This window comes from Marinobacter sp. SS13-12 (assembly GCF_030227115.1).
Lineage (GTDB): Bacteria > Pseudomonadota > Gammaproteobacteria > Pseudomonadales > Oleiphilaceae > Marinobacter.
On the sequence record NZ_JASSUA010000001.1, the window covers coordinates 1,000,199 to 1,017,351 of the forward strand.

Here is a 17,153-nt window from a genome sequence, read left to right on the forward strand (position 1 = left end):
GGAGCGGGCATGCTGGAAGTAACCAGAAAACTGGTGGATCTGCTGGATCTTTCCCCGATGGGTGACGACCACTTCCAGGGTGACAGCGAAGATCTTGGCTTTCCCAATGTGTTTGGTGGCCAGGTCCTGGGCCAGGCACTGATGGCCGCCAGCCGCACTGTGGAAGGGCGTCTGCCCCATTCCCTGCATGCCTACTTCCTGCGGCCGGGCAATCACAGCATGCCCATCGACTATGAAGTCCAGCGGGTTCGTGACGGCGGCAGTTTTTCCGTCCGCCGGGTGATTGCGCGCCAGGATGGCAAGGAGATCCTGACCGGTTCCATGTCGTTTCAGGTCGCCGAGGAGGGTTTCGAGCATCAGTTGGACATGCCGTCTGCCCCGGATCCTGACAGCCTCAAGTCAGAACAGGACTATGGCAAGATGCTTGCGCCCCACGTGCCGGAGCACCTGCGAGATACCCTGGTCCGGGATCGCCCCATCGAAATCCGGCCGGTGGATCCGGTCAACCCGTTAAAGCCGGAGCCCCGCCCTCCCTATAAACAAAGCTGGTTCCGCACCCAGGGGCATCTGCCAGACGACCCGGTACTGCACCGGTGCCTGCTGACCTACGCCTCGGACTTCTCGTTCCTGGGAACCGCACTGAATCCCCATGGTGTGACTTTCATGAGCAAGAAGATGCAGATAGCCAGCCTGGACCATTCCATCTGGTTCCATCGTGAGTTCCGCATGGACGATTGGCTGCTGTACGACAAGGACAGCCCCAGTGCGTCCGGCGGGCGCGGCTTCAATCGTGGCAATTTCTTTGACCAGCAGGGAAGGCTGGTGGCGTCAACAACACAGGAAGCGTTGATTCGCCACCGGGGCTAGCCGATCTTGCGGCTTTTGCCCTGGCGGGCCCGTTCATCCAGCCATGCGGTCATGTCGTCGAATGGCAGCGGCGGAGTCAGGAAGTAACCCTGAATCATATCGCAGCCGATTTGCTCCAGCAGTTCCAGTGTTTCCTGCTTTTCCACACCTTCGGCAACCACGCTGTAGCCAAGGCTGTGACACATTTCGATGGTGGTTTTGACAATGACACGGTCACCGGCTTCAGTGGCCAGATCAGTGACCAGGGACCGGTCGATCTTGATTTCGCTGGCAGGCAACTGCTTGATATAGGACAGCGACGAGTAACCGGAGCCGAAGTCGTCAATGGACAGGGGAATGCCGGTGGCGTGCAATGATTTGAGTGCCGCCAGGGAGTTGACCGGGTCCTGCATCATGGAGGTTTCCGTAACCTCCAGGGTAATGGCGCCATGGTGGGAGTGGTAACTGCTCATCAAGCGTTGCACAAACAGCGGAAAGTCTTTTTCCCTCAGGTTGTTGGGCGAGATGTTTACCGACAGGCCGAGCGTGTAGCCCTGTTCAAGCAGCCGGCTTCTCACCGCCAGCGATTCTTCCAGCACCCAGCGCGTCAGCGGTTTGATCAGTCCTGTCTGTTCCGCCAGGGCAATGATTTCATCTGCGGGAACCGGATTTTTATGATCCGGCCAACGAATCAGTGCCTCAAGCCCGACCACCTCCCCGGTTTTCAGTAACAGCTTTGGCTGCAGATAGAGTGCAAGCCTGTCGTTCTTCAGGGCGTGCCTCAGGTCAGAAGCCAGTGTCAGGCGGTCGGCACTGTAGGAATCCCTCGCTGGGTGGTAAAAGGCCAGGCCCCGGTCTCTGGCATCTTCCGAACCCTGGGCAATGAAGGCCCGACGGATCAATGTGTTGGCATCTGTGGCGTGATCAGGGCAGATGGCTGTGCCGGTGCGCGGGTCCAGGGGCAGTTGCATGCCCAGGTAATCCAGCGGTTCGCGGAGTTCCTGCAGGGCATGGGCCACGGCCCGTGGAACCTCTGCCAACAGGTCGGTCTCTACCACAAAACCAAAGGTGGACGATTCCAGCGAGGCGAGATAGAACGACTGTTGTTCTGTGGTCTCCACCGGGCAGATGCCGGGCAGTTCTGCCACGATGCTGTTGAAACGTCGGGCGGCCAGCTCGATCAGGCGATCGGTATTGCGGTGTCCCAGGGTTTTGGTGATGGACGGAAGATTGGTGAGATGGATCACCGATATGGAAAACCGTTTGCCCGCTTCACGGGTTATCAGCTCATTGATTATCATTTCCAGGCAGGCGCGATTGGGCAATCCGGTCAGTGGGTTGTGCAACGCCTGATCGATCAGCCGCAATTCTGCCGACCGCCTTGCCGCCATGGCTGCAATTTCCGCTTCCCGTGCCCGTACCTTGTCTTCCCGCTCCTGGTAAAGCCTGGCGGCGAGGGCAATGGTCAACAGGATGGCTTCCAGGGCCGAGCCGATTTCCATGCCGTAAACCGTTACAAAATTGGTGGGTATAAGCCCGTACTTATTGGCTGCGGTCATTGCGCTGCCCACCGTCAGCAGTACCCATGCAATGGTGTAATAGCTGGCCTGGGGGTTTCCCCGGATCCATTGCAGCGGGCCAATCACGGTCAACAGAAGACAGCTGGGAATGGCCAGGGCCACGGTGAGTCGGCTGGCAATGCTGTAGTCGGTAATGAAGGTGACCACGGCAACCGCCAGATTGATGATCACGGTATACCAGACCAGCTTGTCCATTTTCGGGCTGGTGGACTTGAGGTCAAGAAACGCACGGGAGAACAGCAGGGTGAAGATCAGGGCAACCGGTACCGTCAGCATCATCGCCTGGTTGTGAAGCCAGGGCAGCCCTGGCCAGAGTAACTGGTAGGTGCTGCCGTTCAGGCTACCGACCAGCAACAGATACCCCAGGGTGGAAAGCACATACAGCAAATACATGCGCTCGCGGAGGGCCAGGAAGATGAACAGGTTGAAGAAGATCACCATGATCAGGATGCCGTAATAAATCGCGTGCATCTGATCCTCGACCGAAGCCGCCTCAAAAAAAGCGGCGGGATTCCATAGCCGTACAGGTATCTGCATCGCCCCCTGGGTTCGCACCCTCAGAAGTATCTGGTAGTCGCTGTCCGGATCGACGTCGAATGCAAACAGGAAGTTGCGGTGCTTTATCGGGCGCTGGTCAAACGGGTAATGATCGCCGGTCAGAATGCGCTGGCGGATAACGCCGTTTTCGAGGAGGTAGAAGGTAATCTGGTCCAGTTGCGGGTAGCGTATTTCAAGCAGCTGCCGGCTGCCAAGTTGAGTCGGCATTGCCGGTACAGGAATACGGAGCCACACGGTATCGCGGATGTAGCCGAAGTTCGGACTTTCGCCTTCCAGTGACTGCCAGCTATCGGAAGCAAGTGCTTCCCTGAGATCCAACTCTTCTGAAGGAGTCACCCGGATGTAGTCCATATCCGGCTCTGCAAACCCGGATTCCGGGGGGGTCGCCTGGGTTCCGAAAGCCATGATGATCAATGCGCCCACAAGGGCGAAAATCTGAGCAATATGGCGCACGTAGTTCCAATCGTGTTGTGATTGTCCAGGTCAGTATGGCTTCAACCACTGGTGTGCTCAAGGGAGAAACAACGGGTTTTTCAGTTCCCGCACAACGTACTTTCCAGGTTTTCCACCCACTGTCGTGCCCAGGGCCCCGCTTCCACTTCCGGTTCCGTGGTTTCCAGGGCGTCGATCCGCAGCGTGTCACCGACTTTTCGCGCCGAGGTTTCGTAAAAGGCTTCTTCCATCAGCTCGCCGGCACCGCAGAACGTATCCCCGTACGAGCTGTCACCCAGTACGATGAGACCGAAAGGACGCCCCGGCTGCTGGGGCAGCTCCTCGCGGAGCCTCAGGTAGAATGGCAGCAGGTTTGGCGGAACCTCGCCCTGTCCCGTGGTGGATGTACAGATCAACACTGGATCGGTGTTTCCGGATATATCCTCCAGCTGCGGATCTTCCAGGACAGTAATCTGGTGCCCTTGCTGTTCCAGGTCTTTTTTCAGTGCGCGCGCGGTCAGTAATGCGCCACCGTAGACGCTGCCAACCAGAATCCGGATTGATGCCATAACTCGTCCTGTTCGTTGAATTGCGGCACGATCATAGCGAGTGCGTGCCTGTGCCTCAAGCACGGGCGCCGGGTGGAGTCTGCCCGTTGGAGGTGGTGCGTACCCGCGGGGCAATGCGGTTGCGGCCGTCTTCCTTGGCGTTGTATAGATGGATGTCGGCCTGTTTCAGTAGTTCGTTCACGGAGCCGGCCTTGGCAATGGAGCAGATACCGGCACTGATGGTAATAGGAAGGCGCTTTCCGGCAAAAGTGAACTCGGTGTTGGCTACTTCGAAACGTAAACGCTCGGCGAGGGTCAGAGCCTGGAGTAGAGATGTGTCGGGCAGCAGGATCAGGAATTCCTCGCCACCCCAGCGCGCCGCCACGTCAGTCTGTCGGATAACAGCCTGCATAAGTTCCGAGAATTTGCGAAGGACCTCGTCACCAGCGTCATGGCCGTGATCGTCGTTAACGTGTTTGAACAGGTCCAGGTCTATAAGGACGATCGAAAAGTGGTGGCCTGAGCGCTGATACCGGGAGTATTCCGCGTTCAAACGATGTTGCATCTCCCTGCGGTTGGACAAGCCCGTCAGTTCGTCGGTTTGGGCAGCGTAGGCGTGGGCCCGGGCCAGGTCCATCAGTTCATTGCGGGCCTTCAGCCGGCTGGCTTCCAGCACATAACAGAAAATGGATTCGAACGTCAGCGTGGCGAAGAAGCGAATCTTGAAGTCGGTGGTGTATTCCGCGGTGACCAATGGCAGTTGCGGAAACTGGAATACCACCACCGCCAGCAGGCAGCAGAACAGCAGCACCGCAGTCCCGGTCTTCAGGTCGGTGAGGTAGAACAGCAAGGGCGGGAAGACATAGAACCAGAGCGGTCCGGTGTTGCTCTCTCCACCCGTGACAATCAGGTATCCGAACAGCAGCCCCACGATGAATATCATGCCGCCTTTCTGCCGCTGGCGATGGCCGGTGCGGGCGAAGACCAGCATGTTCAGTGCCACCAGTGATGCAAAAAAAGCCAGAGCACCGGCGTGGGTGGTATGGGTTGCGAACCAGGCCTTGGCGCCAATCCCCAACAGGAACAGGATAGCCATGGCCGAAAGGCCAGTCAGCAGGCGGGAAATCCGCTCTTCTTCACTTTCGTCGGCGATCGTCTGGCTCGGATCCGGGAGTCGGGTCATGGCGCTCTTGTTGTTTTTGGTGATGTGCGCTATCTGCACAATTAGGCGTCAGATTAGTCAAAAGTGGCAATCTGTACAGCGACTTGGGTCAAGCAATCGAGATTATGACGGTTTAGTTTCATTTTTATGGCAAAAAATTTATAGTTGCCGCCGTACAAATGCTGAATCACAGCGCCCCCGTGTTCCCTGTTGCGAGACCTGATGTGTTATGGCGAGCAAAAACGGATACCTTGATAATCTCCTGACCAGCCCCTCCACTGAGCGCTATCGCGTTGGCATCAGTTTCCTGTTCCTGTTCGTTGTCTTCCTTGCGGTAGGCCAGATCAGCAGTGGTATGCCCAACAGCATGCTGTTGATGGCGGCAGCGGTCATTGGCGGTTATATGGCCATCAATATTGGCGCCAACGACGTGGCTAACAATGTCGGGCCCGCTGTAGGCTCGGGGGCACTGTCCCTGGGGGGCGCGGTTGTTATTGCCGCTGTGTTCGAGGCTGCCGGTGCCATTATTGCTGGCGGTGACGTGGTTTCCACCATCAAGGGTGGCATTATTGCCGCTGACCGGCTGGAGGATGTGAGCACCTTTGTCTGGCTGATGACAGCGGCACTGCTGGCCGGTGCCCTTTGGCTCAACCTGGCCACATGGATGGGTGCACCGGTCTCCACTACCCATTCCATCGTCGGTGGCGTTCTGGGTGCTGGTGTCGCAGCTGGCGGCTGGGGCATTGCTGACTGGGCCGTGATGAGCAAGATTGTCGCGAGCTGGGTGATTTCTCCAGTGATGGGCGGCGTGCTGGCGGCTCTGTTCCTGTATGCCATCAAGAAGACCGTGCTTTACCGGCAGGACGTCGTACCAGCCGCCCGAACCTTCGTACCCTGGCTGGTGGCCATCATGGCGTGGGCGTTCGGTACCTACCTGATGGTCAAAGGGGTCAAGAAGATTGTCAGCGTCGACTTCCTGGGTGCCTCCCTGGTGGGACTTGGACTGGCGATCGTTGTTTTCATCGCCATGAGGGTTCTGGTCGGGCGCCGCGCAGCCACCATGGAAAACAGCTCTGCCGGCGTGAACGAGCTTTTTGTCTGGCCCATGATTTTTGCTGCGGCACTGCTCAGCTTTGCCCACGGTGCCAATGACGTGGCCAACGCCATCGGCCCACTGGCTGCGATCAACGATGCGCTTTCTTCCGAAGCAGTGGTCACTTCTGCTGCCATTCCTCTCTGGGTGATGCTGGTGGGTGCCGTCGGTCTGGCGGTGGGCCTGATGCTGTTCGGGCCGCGGCTGATCAAGACCGTTGGCAGCGAAATTACCGAGCTGGATAAAACCCGGGCCTTCTGTATTGCCCTGTCAGCGGCGCTGACGGTCATCATTGCCTCACAGCTGGGGCTGCCCGTCAGTTCAACCCACATTGCCGTAGGTGGCGTGTTTGGCGTGGGCTTCCTCCGGGAATACCTGAAGTCCAACTACGCAACCCAGCTCCACAACATCATGGACAGCCATGAGGAAGAGGAACGCGAGCGTCTGCGTCCGTTCCTTGAGGACTTCCGCAATGCCTCGGTTGAGGAAATGGAAAACCTGCTCAAGCAGGCCAAGCAGAAGAAGCAGGTCCCCCTGTCCAAGAAAGAGCGTAAGCGCCTGAAGAAGATCTACCGCGAGGAGATGGTCAAGCGTTCTCACCTGACCCGGATCATCGCCGCCTGGATCATCACCGTTCCTGTGTCTGCATGCCTGGCAGCCATTCTGTTCTTCACCCTGCGCGGTTTCCTGATGTAAGGATCACCCGCGCTGGTTGTCAGCTGCCGGTTTGGCCCATACTATTCTTTATACGGGGGCGTTTGCCCCCTCCATTATTGCCAACCTGTCCGGGGATTGAGTCATGAGTTCAGCAGAAGAAAGCCGTCAGTCAAAGGTCATTGGCGAGCTCAGGGTGTTTATCAAGAAGGTCCTCAGTGATCCTACGATCGCCGTAAAATCGGTGGAAATTGCGCGTAAGTACCGCAATGAGCCCAATGCCAACGAGCTCATCGCCCGGGAAATAAGCGCCAACACCACCATCCGCATTCCGGAGAATTGGAGCAGCGCGGACCATATGTTTTTAGAGATTCTGGACGAAGTGCTTGATGATGAAGAGGCGCTTTACTAGGTCTTGAGCCTAGGCTTGCACTGAGCGGGGGTCGGGGGCACTCTTCCAAAACCGTGCGGAGCCATGGATGGCGGAGCCGAGCGTACAGGGACGTATTCACAGCGTGTTTTGGAAGAGTGCCCCCGACCCTCGCGGTTTCTGACTAGGCAAGGTGAAATCAGGCCTGCTGGGCTCCAGTCTCATGCAGTTTAAGTACCGCGTCCGCCATCTGATCCAGAATTTCTATTTCGTCCTGAATTCCCTCATCTGCTGACAATTCTCGTTGTTCCTTCAGAATGTCTGCCAGGATTTCCTTCGTGGTTAACGGATTGGCCAGCACTACCCGGAAAACGATACACGGGAAGTTGAAGTAACGTGACGGTTCCAGGCGGGTCCGGGAGACAAACGCCTTGCCCCGTTCACGCTGGGTTTTCTGCAGGAACTTGGTAATGCGGTTCAGGGACGTGTTCAGCCGTTCGACCTGCAGGGGGTCAGCCACAGAGAGCGCTTGTTGTACCTTCTCCGGGCAATAGCGGTAAGTCAGGATATTGAGTTCCGGCCTGGTGATCAGTTCGAAATCCGACTCTGCATTGATCATTTCCGCGAAGGTTTTGGCCTTGTCGATGCCCTGGTCGATAAGGATTTCATAGCCTTCCCGCGCCAGAATTCTTAATCCTGACTGGATCAGCATGGACATGCCGGGCCTTGAGCCTTCCAGGGTGGTGCTGCCCAGATCCCTCGAGCCCTTGCGGATAATGTACTGGGCGTGGTGCTCAACGGCGCTTGCCAGGCCCGGGTCACGGAATACTACCAGGCCTGCGCCCATGGGCACGTAGAGCTGTTTATGGGCGTCGAAGGTGACCGAATCCGCCTTTTCGATGCCCCTCATCAGGTGCCGGTGAGTGCGGGAGAACAGGGTTGGTCCGCCCCAGGCGGCGTCGACGTGGAAGTGGGCGCCAAATTCCCGGGCGATGTCTGCCATGGCGTCCAGGGGGTCGACGTTGCCGGTTTCGGTGGTGCCGGCAATACCGCAAATGGCCATTACCCGGATTTTCTGGCGGTGCAGTTCCAGGCATTTTTCCCGCAGGGCGTCGGTGTTGATGCGGTTGTCGTCATCGGTGTCGACGGGCACCAGGAAGTCGCGGCCCAGGCCCAGTACATCGGCGGCTTTACGCAGGGAATAGTGGCCACGGCGGGAGACCAGTATGGCTGCCCCTTCGCAGCCGTAATAACGCAGGGCGCGGAACAGCCCTTCCTGGTGAATGCCACGGAAGCTGCCTTCGGCGGGGAAGGCGTTGTTGCGTGCCACCCAGAGTGCCGTGAGGTTGGCGACAGTGCCGCCTGAGCACATGGCACCCAGGGCATAACGGGGATCGTGCATCCACTTGCGGTAGAAGGCGCCATCCTGTTCGTAGACCAGCCGGTGGATCATGCCCAGCACCTGGCGCTCCATGGGGGTGAAGGCCTTGGAGGTTTCGGTTTTGACCAGGTTCTGGTTGAGGGCAATCATGATCTTGGACAGCGGCAGCATGAAGTAGGGCAGCGCCGATGTCATATGGCCGATAAAGCTGGGGGAAGCGGTGTGTACGGAGTTGGCCACCAGCTTGTCGAGCAGGAACTGGGCCTGCTCCGAGACGAAAATGGGTTTTTCGGGAATGGCGTAGTCCGAGAAATCTTTCTCAACGTCGGAAAGATCCCGTTCGACCGCAACGATGTGTTCCTGCAGGAATCCGGCAAGGTTACGGGATATGTTCTGGTCAATCCGGCTCAGGGTGGATTCCGGTGCCTCGGGCACGGTGAATACACGATACATTGCCTCTACCGAGGCCTGGGCGGATTTCTTCTTTCCGGTCATAGGTGCCACACACTTTCAGTGGTCATTCGCAAAGCCTGTCCCGGGCGTTCCGTTCTCCCTGAGGGGGCGTAGTATACGGTGTCGTGAAACCATACGCTACAGCATGGCCCCTGCTCGCCAGGAGGGTCAAAGTATCTCCCGGTGTACGTCCAGTATGGCAGCGTCTATGCGATCCTGTATGGCTTTTTCGATCTGGTCCAGGCGCTGGGATATCTGCTGGGAGGACCCACCTAGTGCGGCGATGGTCCAGGTGGCGCAGTCGAGAGCGTCCTGGTCGGCGGTTTCGGCAACGGCCAGGTCGGGTTCTCTGCCCCACACCGCTTTCATGGCGGTGAAGGCTTTGCGTTTGGCTTTCAGGTCTTCGCAGGCGTAGAGCTGGAAGTGCAGGGTCAGGATGCCCACATGGGGCGTGATGACCGGCTGCTGGGGGTTGCCTTGGTTAAGGAGTTTTCTCAGGGCTTCGGACATAGATCTTCCGGCTTTTGTGCGGGAACCGATGGGGGAGGACTCTCCAAAACACGCTCCTTCGGCACGTCCATGTGACGCTTGAGCTTCGCCATCCATGGCTCCGCACAGTTTTGGAGAGTCCTCCCCCCACCGGTTCTCGAGCTATTCAGGTGGAGTCCACCAAGTCTACCATCATGACAGACTGGTGGAGATCCAAATTAGCCTACTACAGGCGTCGCCCGTTTGATAATGGCCACCGGGTCGGTGCCGGAGGGCAGGTTGCCGTAGTTCTGGCCGCCGTTGTGTTCCAGTCGTGAGGCGCAGAAGGCGTCGGCTACCGCCGGATCTGAGTTTCTGATCAGCAGGGACGCCTGCATCAGCAGGGCCAGGCGGTCCACCAGGTTGCGGGCGCGGTATTCGAAGTCGCTGATGTCGGCGAAGTCGTTCTGCAGTTGCGCCAGGAAGCGGTCGAAACGGGCGTCGCTGCCGCGGGCTTCGGCGGCTTCGCTGAAGAAGGCGTCGAGGGTGTCCAGTTCTTTCTGCAGGGCGCGGAGGGTGTCCAGGCACTGGACGTTACCACTGCCTTCCCAGATGGCGTTGACCGGGGATTCGCGTAGCAGGCGGGGCATGATGCAGTCTTCCATGACGCCGCTGCCGCCGATGCATTCCATGGCCTCGTAGGCGTGGTTGGGGGTGCGTTTGCAGATCCAGTATTTGCCAACGGGCGTGGCCAGTCGGGCCAGCAGGCGTTCGTGTTCCAGGTGCTGGTTGTCCAGTGAGCGGGCGATGCGCATGGTGTAGGCCAGCGCAGCTTCGCTTTCCAGGGCCAGGTCGGCCAGTACATTCTGCATCAGGGGCTGGTCGCTGAGGCGGTTGCCGAAGGCGCTGCGGTGATGGCAGTGGTGGCTGGCCTGGGCGAGGGCCTGGCGCATGCCGGCGGAGCTGCCGATCATGCAGTCGAAGCGGGTCATGGCGACCATTTCGATAATGGTAGGAACGCCTCGGCCTTCTTCACCGACCATCCAGGCCAGGGCGCCGCGAAGCTCGGCTTCACTGGAAGCATTGGCGATGTTACCCATCTTGTTTTTCAGCTGCTGGACCTGCCAGGGGTTCTTGCTGCCATCGGGGCGCCAGCGTGGCATCAGGAAGCAGGACAGCCCGCTTTTGGTCTGGGCCAATACCAGGAAGGCGTCGCACATGGGGGCCGACACGAACCATTTGTGGCCGACCAGTTCATAGGCCTGGCCGGGGCCTTCGGCGCCGACGGCGTAGGCACGTGTGGAGTTGGCCCTGACATCACTGCCGCCCTGTTTTTCGGTCATCGCCATGCCGATGGTGACGGACTGTTTTTCGCTGTCTGGCAGGTTGCGGGGGTCGTAGCTGTTGGCGAGGATCTTGTTTTCCCAGATAGCGGCCAGTTCCGGCTGCTTGCGAATCGACGGGATGGCGGCAAAGGTCATGGTAATGGGACAGCAATGGGCTGCTTCGACCTGGGAATGCATGTAGTACCTGGCTGTCCTCGCAACATGGGCGCCTGCTCCGGGGCTGGTCCAGGGGCTGCTGTGGAGGCCGTTTTCCATGGCGGTCGTCATGAGCTGGTGGTAGGCGGGGTGGAAGTCCACCTGGTCAATCCGGTGGCCGAAACGGTCGTGGGTGTTGAACACCGGTTTGTTCTCGTTGGCCTGGAATCCCAGTTCGATGGTTTCCGCCGCGCCGGCCAGGGCGCCGAACTGTTTCAGGTCACTGGTGGCTGCCGCCGCGCCTTCCCGGGCCACGGCTTCCTGCAGGGCCCTGTCCTGCTCGAACAGGTTGTAGTTCTCCAGGGCCGGGGGCTGGTTGACGACCTCGTGGGTTACGGCCAGGTAGCGGTCGTCACCGGAGGGGCTTGTGTTGTCCTGTGGCAGGGGCTGGCGGGCGTTCATGTTTATCTCCTGGCGCCGGTCAACCCCTGCATGCAAAAGCAAATGATGGAGTCGACCAGCGGATCATGGTCGTTGTTGTCGGCCTGGTCTGCGCCGCCTGTCTGGGCCGGTGAAAGTGGTCCCACCAGGCTTTCGGCAATGGCGCCTACAAGGCAGGTACTGCTTTGTCTGGCGTTCTGGTCAGGAAGGCTGTTTTCTCCGATACCTTCTTTTATCGCCTGCTCAAACAGTTCGGCGTAGGCCCTGCGAAACTTCAGGCGTTCTTCTTCTACTTTCGGGTCCACCGGTTCGGCGATCAGTGACCACGCCATCACCGGACCTCTCAGGGCACGTTCTGCAAACTGGCGCAGGGCCGCTTCCAGCCGGGCTATCGCGTTGCCTTCTATAGCCAGCGCTTCGGCGACCTTGTCCACTTCCCGCTGTGTTGCAATCCTGAATATCTCTGCAAACAGGTCTTCCTTGGACTCGAAGTGCCGGTAGATGGTTCCTGTGGCGACACCGGCGCAGGCTGCAATACGAGTGATCTGAGCGCTGCGGAAGCCGCCACCGGCGACACATTCGTAGGTACATTCGATGATGCGCTTGCGGGCCTCGGCCTTGCGGTTGCGCATTTTCTCCGTTTCCCGGTATGCCATGCGGGTTCCTTATAAGTAGTGAATCATTATTCATTCTTTGTGTCAATCAATTAGCTTGCGCAGTTTGATACATATTATTGTTCTAAAACAGTGTCTTGAAATTGGTTACAAAAAATTACAAAAAAGCCGTTGTGAAGAAATAGCGTTGCAGCCGAAAGCGGATTATAAAGACGCCAAGGCGGGTCGCAAGGCGTATCCGTCGAGACGGGGCGGCCCGCCGGAACAGGCTTGGTACGCTCGTTGTGATGTTTTCGTTGATGGAGAAAATCATGAGTGAATTCGACGAAAGCAATCTGGAGCAATCCGGTAGCTGGACACATGACAGTGATGATACACATTCCATAGCAGGCCGAGCACGGATTCGTGCCCAGCTCCAGCAGGATATTGAATCGTTTCTGAACCAGGGTGGCAGAATTCAGGAAGTGGATACGGCGTTCCGCTCGGATTCCCCCCGAAAGGTGGATGTCGGTTTTAATAATCGCTCCCTCTGAATTTCCAGGCCGCAGCCTCCGGGGCTGCGGCCTGTTCGGTTCTGTTGTTTTTTGGTTGTTTTGACGCTGGTCTCACCGCAGTGCCCTTCGATCCTCTATGCTGCCTTCAGCAGAATAGTTCTTAATCCCTGAACAGGCCGCATTAATGAGAGAATTCCTTCGTTTTGCGACTTTGGCACTCCTTGTCATGGTGGCACTCTTTGCTGGCACGGTCATATTCCTCAGTGATGAGCCGGCAACCGCTGACGATACTGCAGTTGCTGTTGATGCCGGCAGCTCTGCGGAGCAGACGGGAAGCCCCGGACAGGGGAGCGAGGCGCCGTCAAAGCTGGTCGCAAATGCCCGTGTCCCGGTACCGGATGGGTTGCCAGCCTCGCTGGAAGGAACCAGCCTCCCTGGCGGCTGGGCCAAAACCGATAGCAATGGTTCTTTGGTTCCCACGCCCCAGTTGCGGCAGTTGTTTGAGTATTACCTCGCCGCGCTGGGGGAGGAGACCCTGCCCCAGTTGGTCGCACGGATAGAGCAGGCGCTTGCACGGCTGGAGGAGCCGGCCCGTTCTGAGGCCATGGCCACTCTGGGGAATTACCTGGACTACAAGCTGGCGTTAGGGGATCTCGAAGTCACCTATGGCAATGCCACGTCCCTGGATGCCAATGAAATGCAGCAGCGTATGGCAGAAATCCGCGCCTTACGGCGCACCTGGATGGATGCGCAGACCGCCGAGGCTTTTTTTGCGAGCGACGAAGCCGTGGATCAGTTCCAGATAGAACAATTGCGCATACGGACTGACGAATCCCTTTCCGACGAGGAGCGTGAGCAGGCACTGGAGCGGGCCGAACAGGCACTGCCGGCGCCTATACGCGAAGCCCGCCGGGAAACCCGGAAGTTCACCGATTACCAGAAGGCCCGTTCGCAATTTGCGGACGACCCGGAGGCGCTGCGTGCCTGGAGGGAAGAGCGTTTTGGTGACGAGGCCGCCCGGCAACTGGAAAAGGTGGAAGCAGAGCAGCGAGCCTGGGACAACAAGTGGCAATCGTATAGCGCGGCACTCAGGGGGCTTGATGACCTGGGGCTTGCCGGCCCTGAGCGTGAAGCCGCTGTCGATTCCCTCAGGGATGAGTATTTTGAAGGTGCTGAAAAGTTGCGCGCGGAAGCCCTCGACTCAATCCGGTAACATTCCATTCATCTGGTGCTGGTAGTCTGACCTGCGGATCCGTGGCGGGTCCTGCCACCGCTGCTTGCGGGCGTGTATGATGGGGCAGTGTTTTGCGCCATTTTCCACAGGAGGTGTTCCGTGAGCTCTTCGGTCAACCGTGTTTTCCCTGCCACCCGTCTGCGTCGTAATCGGGTTGACAGTTTTTCCCGCCGGCTGGTGCGGGAGCATCAGCTCAGTGCCGATAACCTGATTTTTCCGGTGTTTGTGCTGGAGGGTGAGGGCCAGCGTGAAGCCGTGCCTTCCATGCCCGGTGTCGAGCGCCTGAGCATTGATTTGCTGGTAGAGCAGGCGGCGGAACTGGTTGACCTGGGTATTCCGGCGGTAGCGCTGTTTCCGGTTGTGCCGGCCGAGCACAAGAATCTATCCGGCTCCGGTGCCTGGGATTCCGATGGCCTGGCCCAGCGTGCCGTGCGAGCACTGAAAAAAGCCCGGCCAGAGCTGGGTGTCATTACCGACGTAGCGCTGGACCCGTTCACCACACACGGCCAGGACGGCATCATCGATAACGATGGTTACGTGCTGAATGATGTGACCGTGGAGGCGCTGGTGAACCAGGCGTTATCCCATGCGGATGCCGGTGCCGATATTGTGGCGCCGTCTGACATGATGGATGGTCGGGTTGCCGCCATCCGGGAGGCCCTGGAGTCTGCCGGCTATGTGAACACCAGGATTCTGGCCTATTCTGCAAAGTATGCCTCCAGCTACTACGGGCCTTTCCGGGATGCCGTCGGCTCGGCCGGCAATCTGGGCAAGGGCAACAAGGCCACCTATCAGATGGACCCGGCCAACAGTGATGAAGCGCTGCACGAAGTGGCCATGGATATTGCCGAGGGTGCGGACATGGTGATGATAAAGCCGGGTATGCCGTATCTGGATATCGTCCACCGGGTCAAGCACGAGCTGCAGGTGCCAACGTTCGTTTACCAGGTCAGTGGTGAATATGCCATGCATATGGCCGCCGCGGAAAACGGCTGGCTCGATGGCGATGCCGTGATGATGGAAAGCCTGATGGCCATGCGCCGTGCGGGTGCCGATGCCATCCTCACCTATTTTGCCGTCAGGGCGGCCCGGCTGATGCGCAGCAGCCGTACCTGACAGGCCACAGTCACAATCAGGGTGCTGTACCGGCACCCTGACAATGGAAGCAGTCAGCAATGAGTACCGAATCTGCAAAAAACCTGAAGGCTGTTGATGCCACGAATGTTCCGGCTCCGGTGGAAGTGCCGGCCCCGGGCACCGACGTTGACGTGGCCGCCCAGGAAAACTACTTCAACCGTGAACTGAGCCAGCTCCAGTTCAACTACCGTGTGCTCAAGCAGGCCCTGGATACGACCCATCCGCTGATCAACCGGCTGATGTTCTGCTGTATTTTCAGCAGCAACATGGACGAGTTTTTCGAGATTCGTGTTGCCGGCCTGCGCCAGCAGATCAAGTATGGCCGCGAAACCCTGGGCTCCGATGGCATGATGCCGGAACAGGTACTGGGCGAAATCAGCCGCGTGGCACACGAATACATCCGGGAACAGTACGACATCATCAATAACGTGCTGATTCCCGAGATGGAGCAGGAAAATATCCATTTTGTTCGCCGCCGCGAGTGGACCGAGGCCCAGGCAGACTGGGTGCGCCGGTATTTCGATGAGGAAATCCTGCCTGTTGTCAGCCCGATTGGTCTCGACCCGTCACACCCGTTTCCGCGCCTGGTGAACAAGAGCCTGAACTTTATCGTCGAGCTCGACGGCAAGGACGCCTTTGGTCGGGAAACCGGTATGGCCATCGTGCCGGCACCGCGATCGCTACCGCGTCTGGTGCGACTGCCGGACGACGTCTGTAGTGGCGGCGATAACCTGGTGTTCCTGTCGTCAATGATTCACGCCCACGCCGATGAGCTGTTCCCGGGGATGGAAGTGAAAGGCTGTTACCAGTTCCGCCTGACCCGCAACGCCGACCTTGAGCTGGAGGATGACCTTGAAGACCTGGCTTCCGCCCTGCGTGGCGAGCTGCTCAGTCGTCGCTTTGGTGATGGTGTGCGGCTGGAAGTGGCGGACAATTGCCCGGAAGAACTGGTCCATTTCCTGCTGCGGGAGTTTGGTCTTACGGATCGGGACCTGTACCAGGTACACGGGCCGGTTAACCTTACCCGCCTGATGGCTGTGGGTGGACTGGTAGACCGCCAGGACCTGACCTACTCAGGCTTTTCGCCATCGATTCCACGCCAGATCCGCAGCAAAGAGACCATGTTCGATGCCATCCGCAAGCGTCCGCTGTTGCTGTTGCATCCGTTTGAAAACTTCAGCCCGGTGGTTGATCTGTTGCGACAGGCCGCCAAGGATCCCCAGGTGCTGGCCATTCGTCAGACCCTGTACCGCACCGGCGCCGATTCGGAAATTGTGGAAGCACTGATGGACGCGGCCCGTCGTGGCAAGGAAGTGACTGCCATTATCGAACTGCGTGCCCGCTTCAGCGAAGCGGAAAACCTGGAGCTGGCGAGTCGCTTGCAGGAGGCCGGAGTCATCGTGGTGTATGGTGTAGTGGGTTACAAGACCCACGCCAAGATGATCCTGATTGTGCGGCGGGAGGAAGGAAAGCTGCGGCGCTATGTTCATCTGGGCACCGGTAACTACCACGCCGGGAACGCTCGCCTGTACACCGATTACAGCTTCATGACCTGTGACGAGTCCATAGGTGACGACGTCAACAAGCTGTTCCAGCAGCTTACCGGCATGGGCAAGGCACTGAAGATCAAGAAGCTCTTCCATTCTCCGTTTACCCTGCACAGCCGTTTGCTGGGGCTGGTAGACCGGGAGGCGGAACTGGGTGAGAAAGGCCGCATCATCCTCAAATTCAATGCCCTGACCGAGCGTGAACTGATCAAGGCGCTGTACCGGGCGTCCCGCGCAGGGGTGAAAATAGACCTGATCATCCGCGGCATCTGTTGCCTGCGCCCGGAAGTGCCGGGGCTGTCGGACAACATCCGGGTGCGATCCATCATCGGGCGGTTCCTGGAGCATACCCGGGTTTACTACTTCGGCAATAATGGCCGGCCGGAAGTCTATGGCTCCAGTGCCGACGGTATGGAACGCAACCTGCTGAGCCGCGTGGAAACCGCTTTTCCTCTGGAAGATCCGGCCCTGATCGCGCGGGTGCGTGAAGACCTGGATACCTACCTGGCGGACAATTGCCAGTCCTGGGTGTTGCAGCCGGACGGCAGTTACATCCAGAATCAGCCGGCAGAAGGCGAAGACCGTCTGGCATCGCAACTGGTTCTGCTGGAACGCCTGACCGGTAAATAATGATAACCCGTGCCTGCCTGCAGCTTTTGT

Annotated in this window: 14 protein-coding genes; 7 read left to right on the forward strand and 7 right to left on the reverse strand. The window is 58.6% G+C overall.

The window, feature by feature from the left end:
* Nucleotides 1-9 precede the first annotated feature (9 nt).
* The gene (gene tesB / locus QPL94_RS04550) at nucleotides 10-867 is read left to right on the forward strand and encodes an acyl-CoA thioesterase II (protein WP_285355817.1); all 858 of its coding nucleotides are present in this window, start codon (nucleotides 10-12) and stop codon (nucleotides 865-867) included.
* Here the strand turns inward: tesB and QPL94_RS04555 are convergent.
* The 3 genes from QPL94_RS04555 to QPL94_RS04565 form a co-directional block, all read right to left on the reverse strand.
* Nucleotides 864-3,437 carry an EAL domain-containing protein gene (locus QPL94_RS04555; protein WP_350310605.1) on the reverse strand — a complete coding sequence of 858 codons (2,574 nt, stop codon included), beginning with the start codon at nucleotides 3,435-3,437 and terminating at the stop codon, nucleotides 864-866. The two genes, tesB and QPL94_RS04555, sit on opposite strands and share 4 nt — an antisense overlap.
* An 80-nt stretch (nucleotides 3,438-3,517) precedes the next feature.
* A complete protein-coding gene (locus QPL94_RS04560) occupies nucleotides 3,518-3,985 on the reverse strand; it encodes a flavodoxin (RefSeq protein ID WP_285355819.1) in 468 nt (155 codons plus the stop codon).
* A gap of 55 nt (nucleotides 3,986-4,040) precedes the next feature.
* Nucleotides 4,041-5,147: a GGDEF domain-containing protein gene (locus QPL94_RS04565; protein WP_285355820.1), complete on the reverse strand. Its 1,107-nt coding sequence runs from the start codon at nucleotides 5,145-5,147 to the stop codon at nucleotides 4,041-4,043.
* Between the two features lie 208 nt (nucleotides 5,148-5,355).
* Between QPL94_RS04565 and QPL94_RS04570 the strand changes: the two genes are divergently transcribed.
* Together QPL94_RS04570 and QPL94_RS04575 are read left to right on the forward strand one after the other, a co-directional pair.
* Nucleotides 5,356-6,915, forward strand: coding sequence for an inorganic phosphate transporter (locus tag QPL94_RS04570; RefSeq protein ID WP_285355821.1), 1,560 nt, complete (start codon nucleotides 5,356-5,358; stop codon nucleotides 6,913-6,915).
* A 103-nt stretch (nucleotides 6,916-7,018) separates the two neighbouring features.
* On the forward strand, nucleotides 7,019-7,285 hold the full coding sequence (locus tag QPL94_RS04575) for a hypothetical protein (RefSeq protein ID WP_137436195.1): 267 nt from the start codon (nucleotides 7,019-7,021) through the stop codon (nucleotides 7,283-7,285).
* Between the two features lie 157 nt (nucleotides 7,286-7,442).
* Here QPL94_RS04575 and panP read toward each other — a convergent pair whose 3' ends face one another.
* The 4 genes from panP to QPL94_RS04595 all read right to left on the reverse strand — a co-directional run bounded on the left by panP (nucleotide 7,443) and on the right by QPL94_RS04595 (nucleotide 12,123).
* The gene (gene panP, locus QPL94_RS04580; protein ID WP_285355822.1) at nucleotides 7,443-9,119 is read right to left on the reverse strand and encodes a pyridoxal-dependent aspartate 1-decarboxylase PanP; all 1,677 of its coding nucleotides are present in this window, start codon (nucleotides 9,117-9,119) and stop codon (nucleotides 7,443-7,445) included.
* A gap of 126 nt (nucleotides 9,120-9,245) precedes the next feature.
* Nucleotides 9,246-9,587, reverse strand: a complete 342-nt coding sequence (locus tag QPL94_RS04585) for a DUF503 domain-containing protein (RefSeq protein WP_285355823.1) — start codon at nucleotides 9,585-9,587, stop codon at nucleotides 9,246-9,248.
* A 197-nt stretch (nucleotides 9,588-9,784) separates the two neighbouring features.
* Nucleotides 9,785-11,488: an isovaleryl-CoA dehydrogenase gene (locus tag QPL94_RS04590; RefSeq protein WP_285355824.1), complete on the reverse strand. Its 1,704-nt coding sequence runs from the start codon at nucleotides 11,486-11,488 to the stop codon at nucleotides 9,785-9,787.
* Between the two features lie 2 nt (nucleotides 11,489-11,490).
* Entirely contained in the window at nucleotides 11,491-12,123 is a 633-nt protein-coding gene (locus QPL94_RS04595; RefSeq protein ID WP_285355825.1) for a TetR/AcrR family transcriptional regulator, read from the reverse strand.
* A 269-nt stretch (nucleotides 12,124-12,392) separates the two neighbouring features.
* Here QPL94_RS04595 and QPL94_RS04600 point away from each other — a divergent pair, with 269 nt between their 5' ends.
* From QPL94_RS04600 to ppk1, 4 genes are all read left to right on the forward strand, one after another.
* Nucleotides 12,393-12,614: a hypothetical protein gene (locus tag QPL94_RS04600; protein WP_137436190.1), complete on the forward strand. Its 222-nt coding sequence runs from the start codon at nucleotides 12,393-12,395 to the stop codon at nucleotides 12,612-12,614.
* A gap of 145 nt (nucleotides 12,615-12,759) precedes the next feature.
* Nucleotides 12,760-13,788, forward strand: coding sequence for a lipase secretion chaperone (locus QPL94_RS04605; RefSeq protein WP_285355827.1), 1,029 nt, complete (start codon nucleotides 12,760-12,762; stop codon nucleotides 13,786-13,788).
* Nucleotides 13,789-13,908: 120 nt separating this feature from the next.
* A complete protein-coding gene (gene hemB, locus QPL94_RS04610; protein ID WP_137436189.1) occupies nucleotides 13,909-14,925 on the forward strand; it encodes a porphobilinogen synthase in 1,017 nt (338 codons plus the stop codon).
* A 59-nt stretch (nucleotides 14,926-14,984) separates the two neighbouring features.
* Entirely contained in the window at nucleotides 14,985-17,123 is a 2,139-nt protein-coding gene (gene ppk1 / locus QPL94_RS04615) for a polyphosphate kinase 1 (protein ID WP_285355828.1), read from the forward strand.
* The last annotated feature ends 30 nt before the right edge of the window (nucleotides 17,124-17,153 follow it).

Bases quoted from the DNA above. Each gene is read 5' to 3' on its own strand.
- panP (WP_285355822.1), bottom strand. From the start codon at position 9,119: ATGACCGGAAAGAAGAAATCCGCCCAGGCCTCGGTAGAGGCAATGTAT.
- QPL94_RS04590 (WP_285355824.1), bottom strand. From the start codon at position 11,488: ATGAACGCCCGCCAGCCCCTGCCACAGGACAACACAAGCCCCTCCGGT.
- tesB (WP_285355817.1), top strand. From the start codon at position 10: ATGCTGGAAGTAACCAGAAAACTGGTGGATCTGCTGGATCTTTCCCCG.
- QPL94_RS04605 (WP_285355827.1), top strand. From the start codon at position 12,760: ATGAGAGAATTCCTTCGTTTTGCGACTTTGGCACTCCTTGTCATGGTG.
- ppk1 (WP_285355828.1), top strand. From the start codon at position 14,985: ATGAGTACCGAATCTGCAAAAAACCTGAAGGCTGTTGATGCCACGAAT.
- QPL94_RS04565 (WP_285355820.1), bottom strand. From the start codon at position 5,147: ATGACCCGACTCCCGGATCCGAGCCAGACGATCGCCGACGAAAGTGAA.
- QPL94_RS04570 (WP_285355821.1), top strand. From the start codon at position 5,356: ATGGCGAGCAAAAACGGATACCTTGATAATCTCCTGACCAGCCCCTCC.
- QPL94_RS04585 (WP_285355823.1), bottom strand. From the start codon at position 9,587: ATGTCCGAAGCCCTGAGAAAACTCCTTAACCAAGGCAACCCCCAGCAG.
- QPL94_RS04575 (WP_137436195.1), top strand. From the start codon at position 7,019: ATGAGTTCAGCAGAAGAAAGCCGTCAGTCAAAGGTCATTGGCGAGCTC.
- QPL94_RS04560 (WP_285355819.1), bottom strand. From the start codon at position 3,985: ATGGCATCAATCCGGATTCTGGTTGGCAGCGTCTACGGTGGCGCATTA.
- QPL94_RS04595 (WP_285355825.1), bottom strand. From the start codon at position 12,123: ATGGCATACCGGGAAACGGAGAAAATGCGCAACCGCAAGGCCGAGGCC.
- QPL94_RS04600 (WP_137436190.1), top strand. From the start codon at position 12,393: ATGAGTGAATTCGACGAAAGCAATCTGGAGCAATCCGGTAGCTGGACA.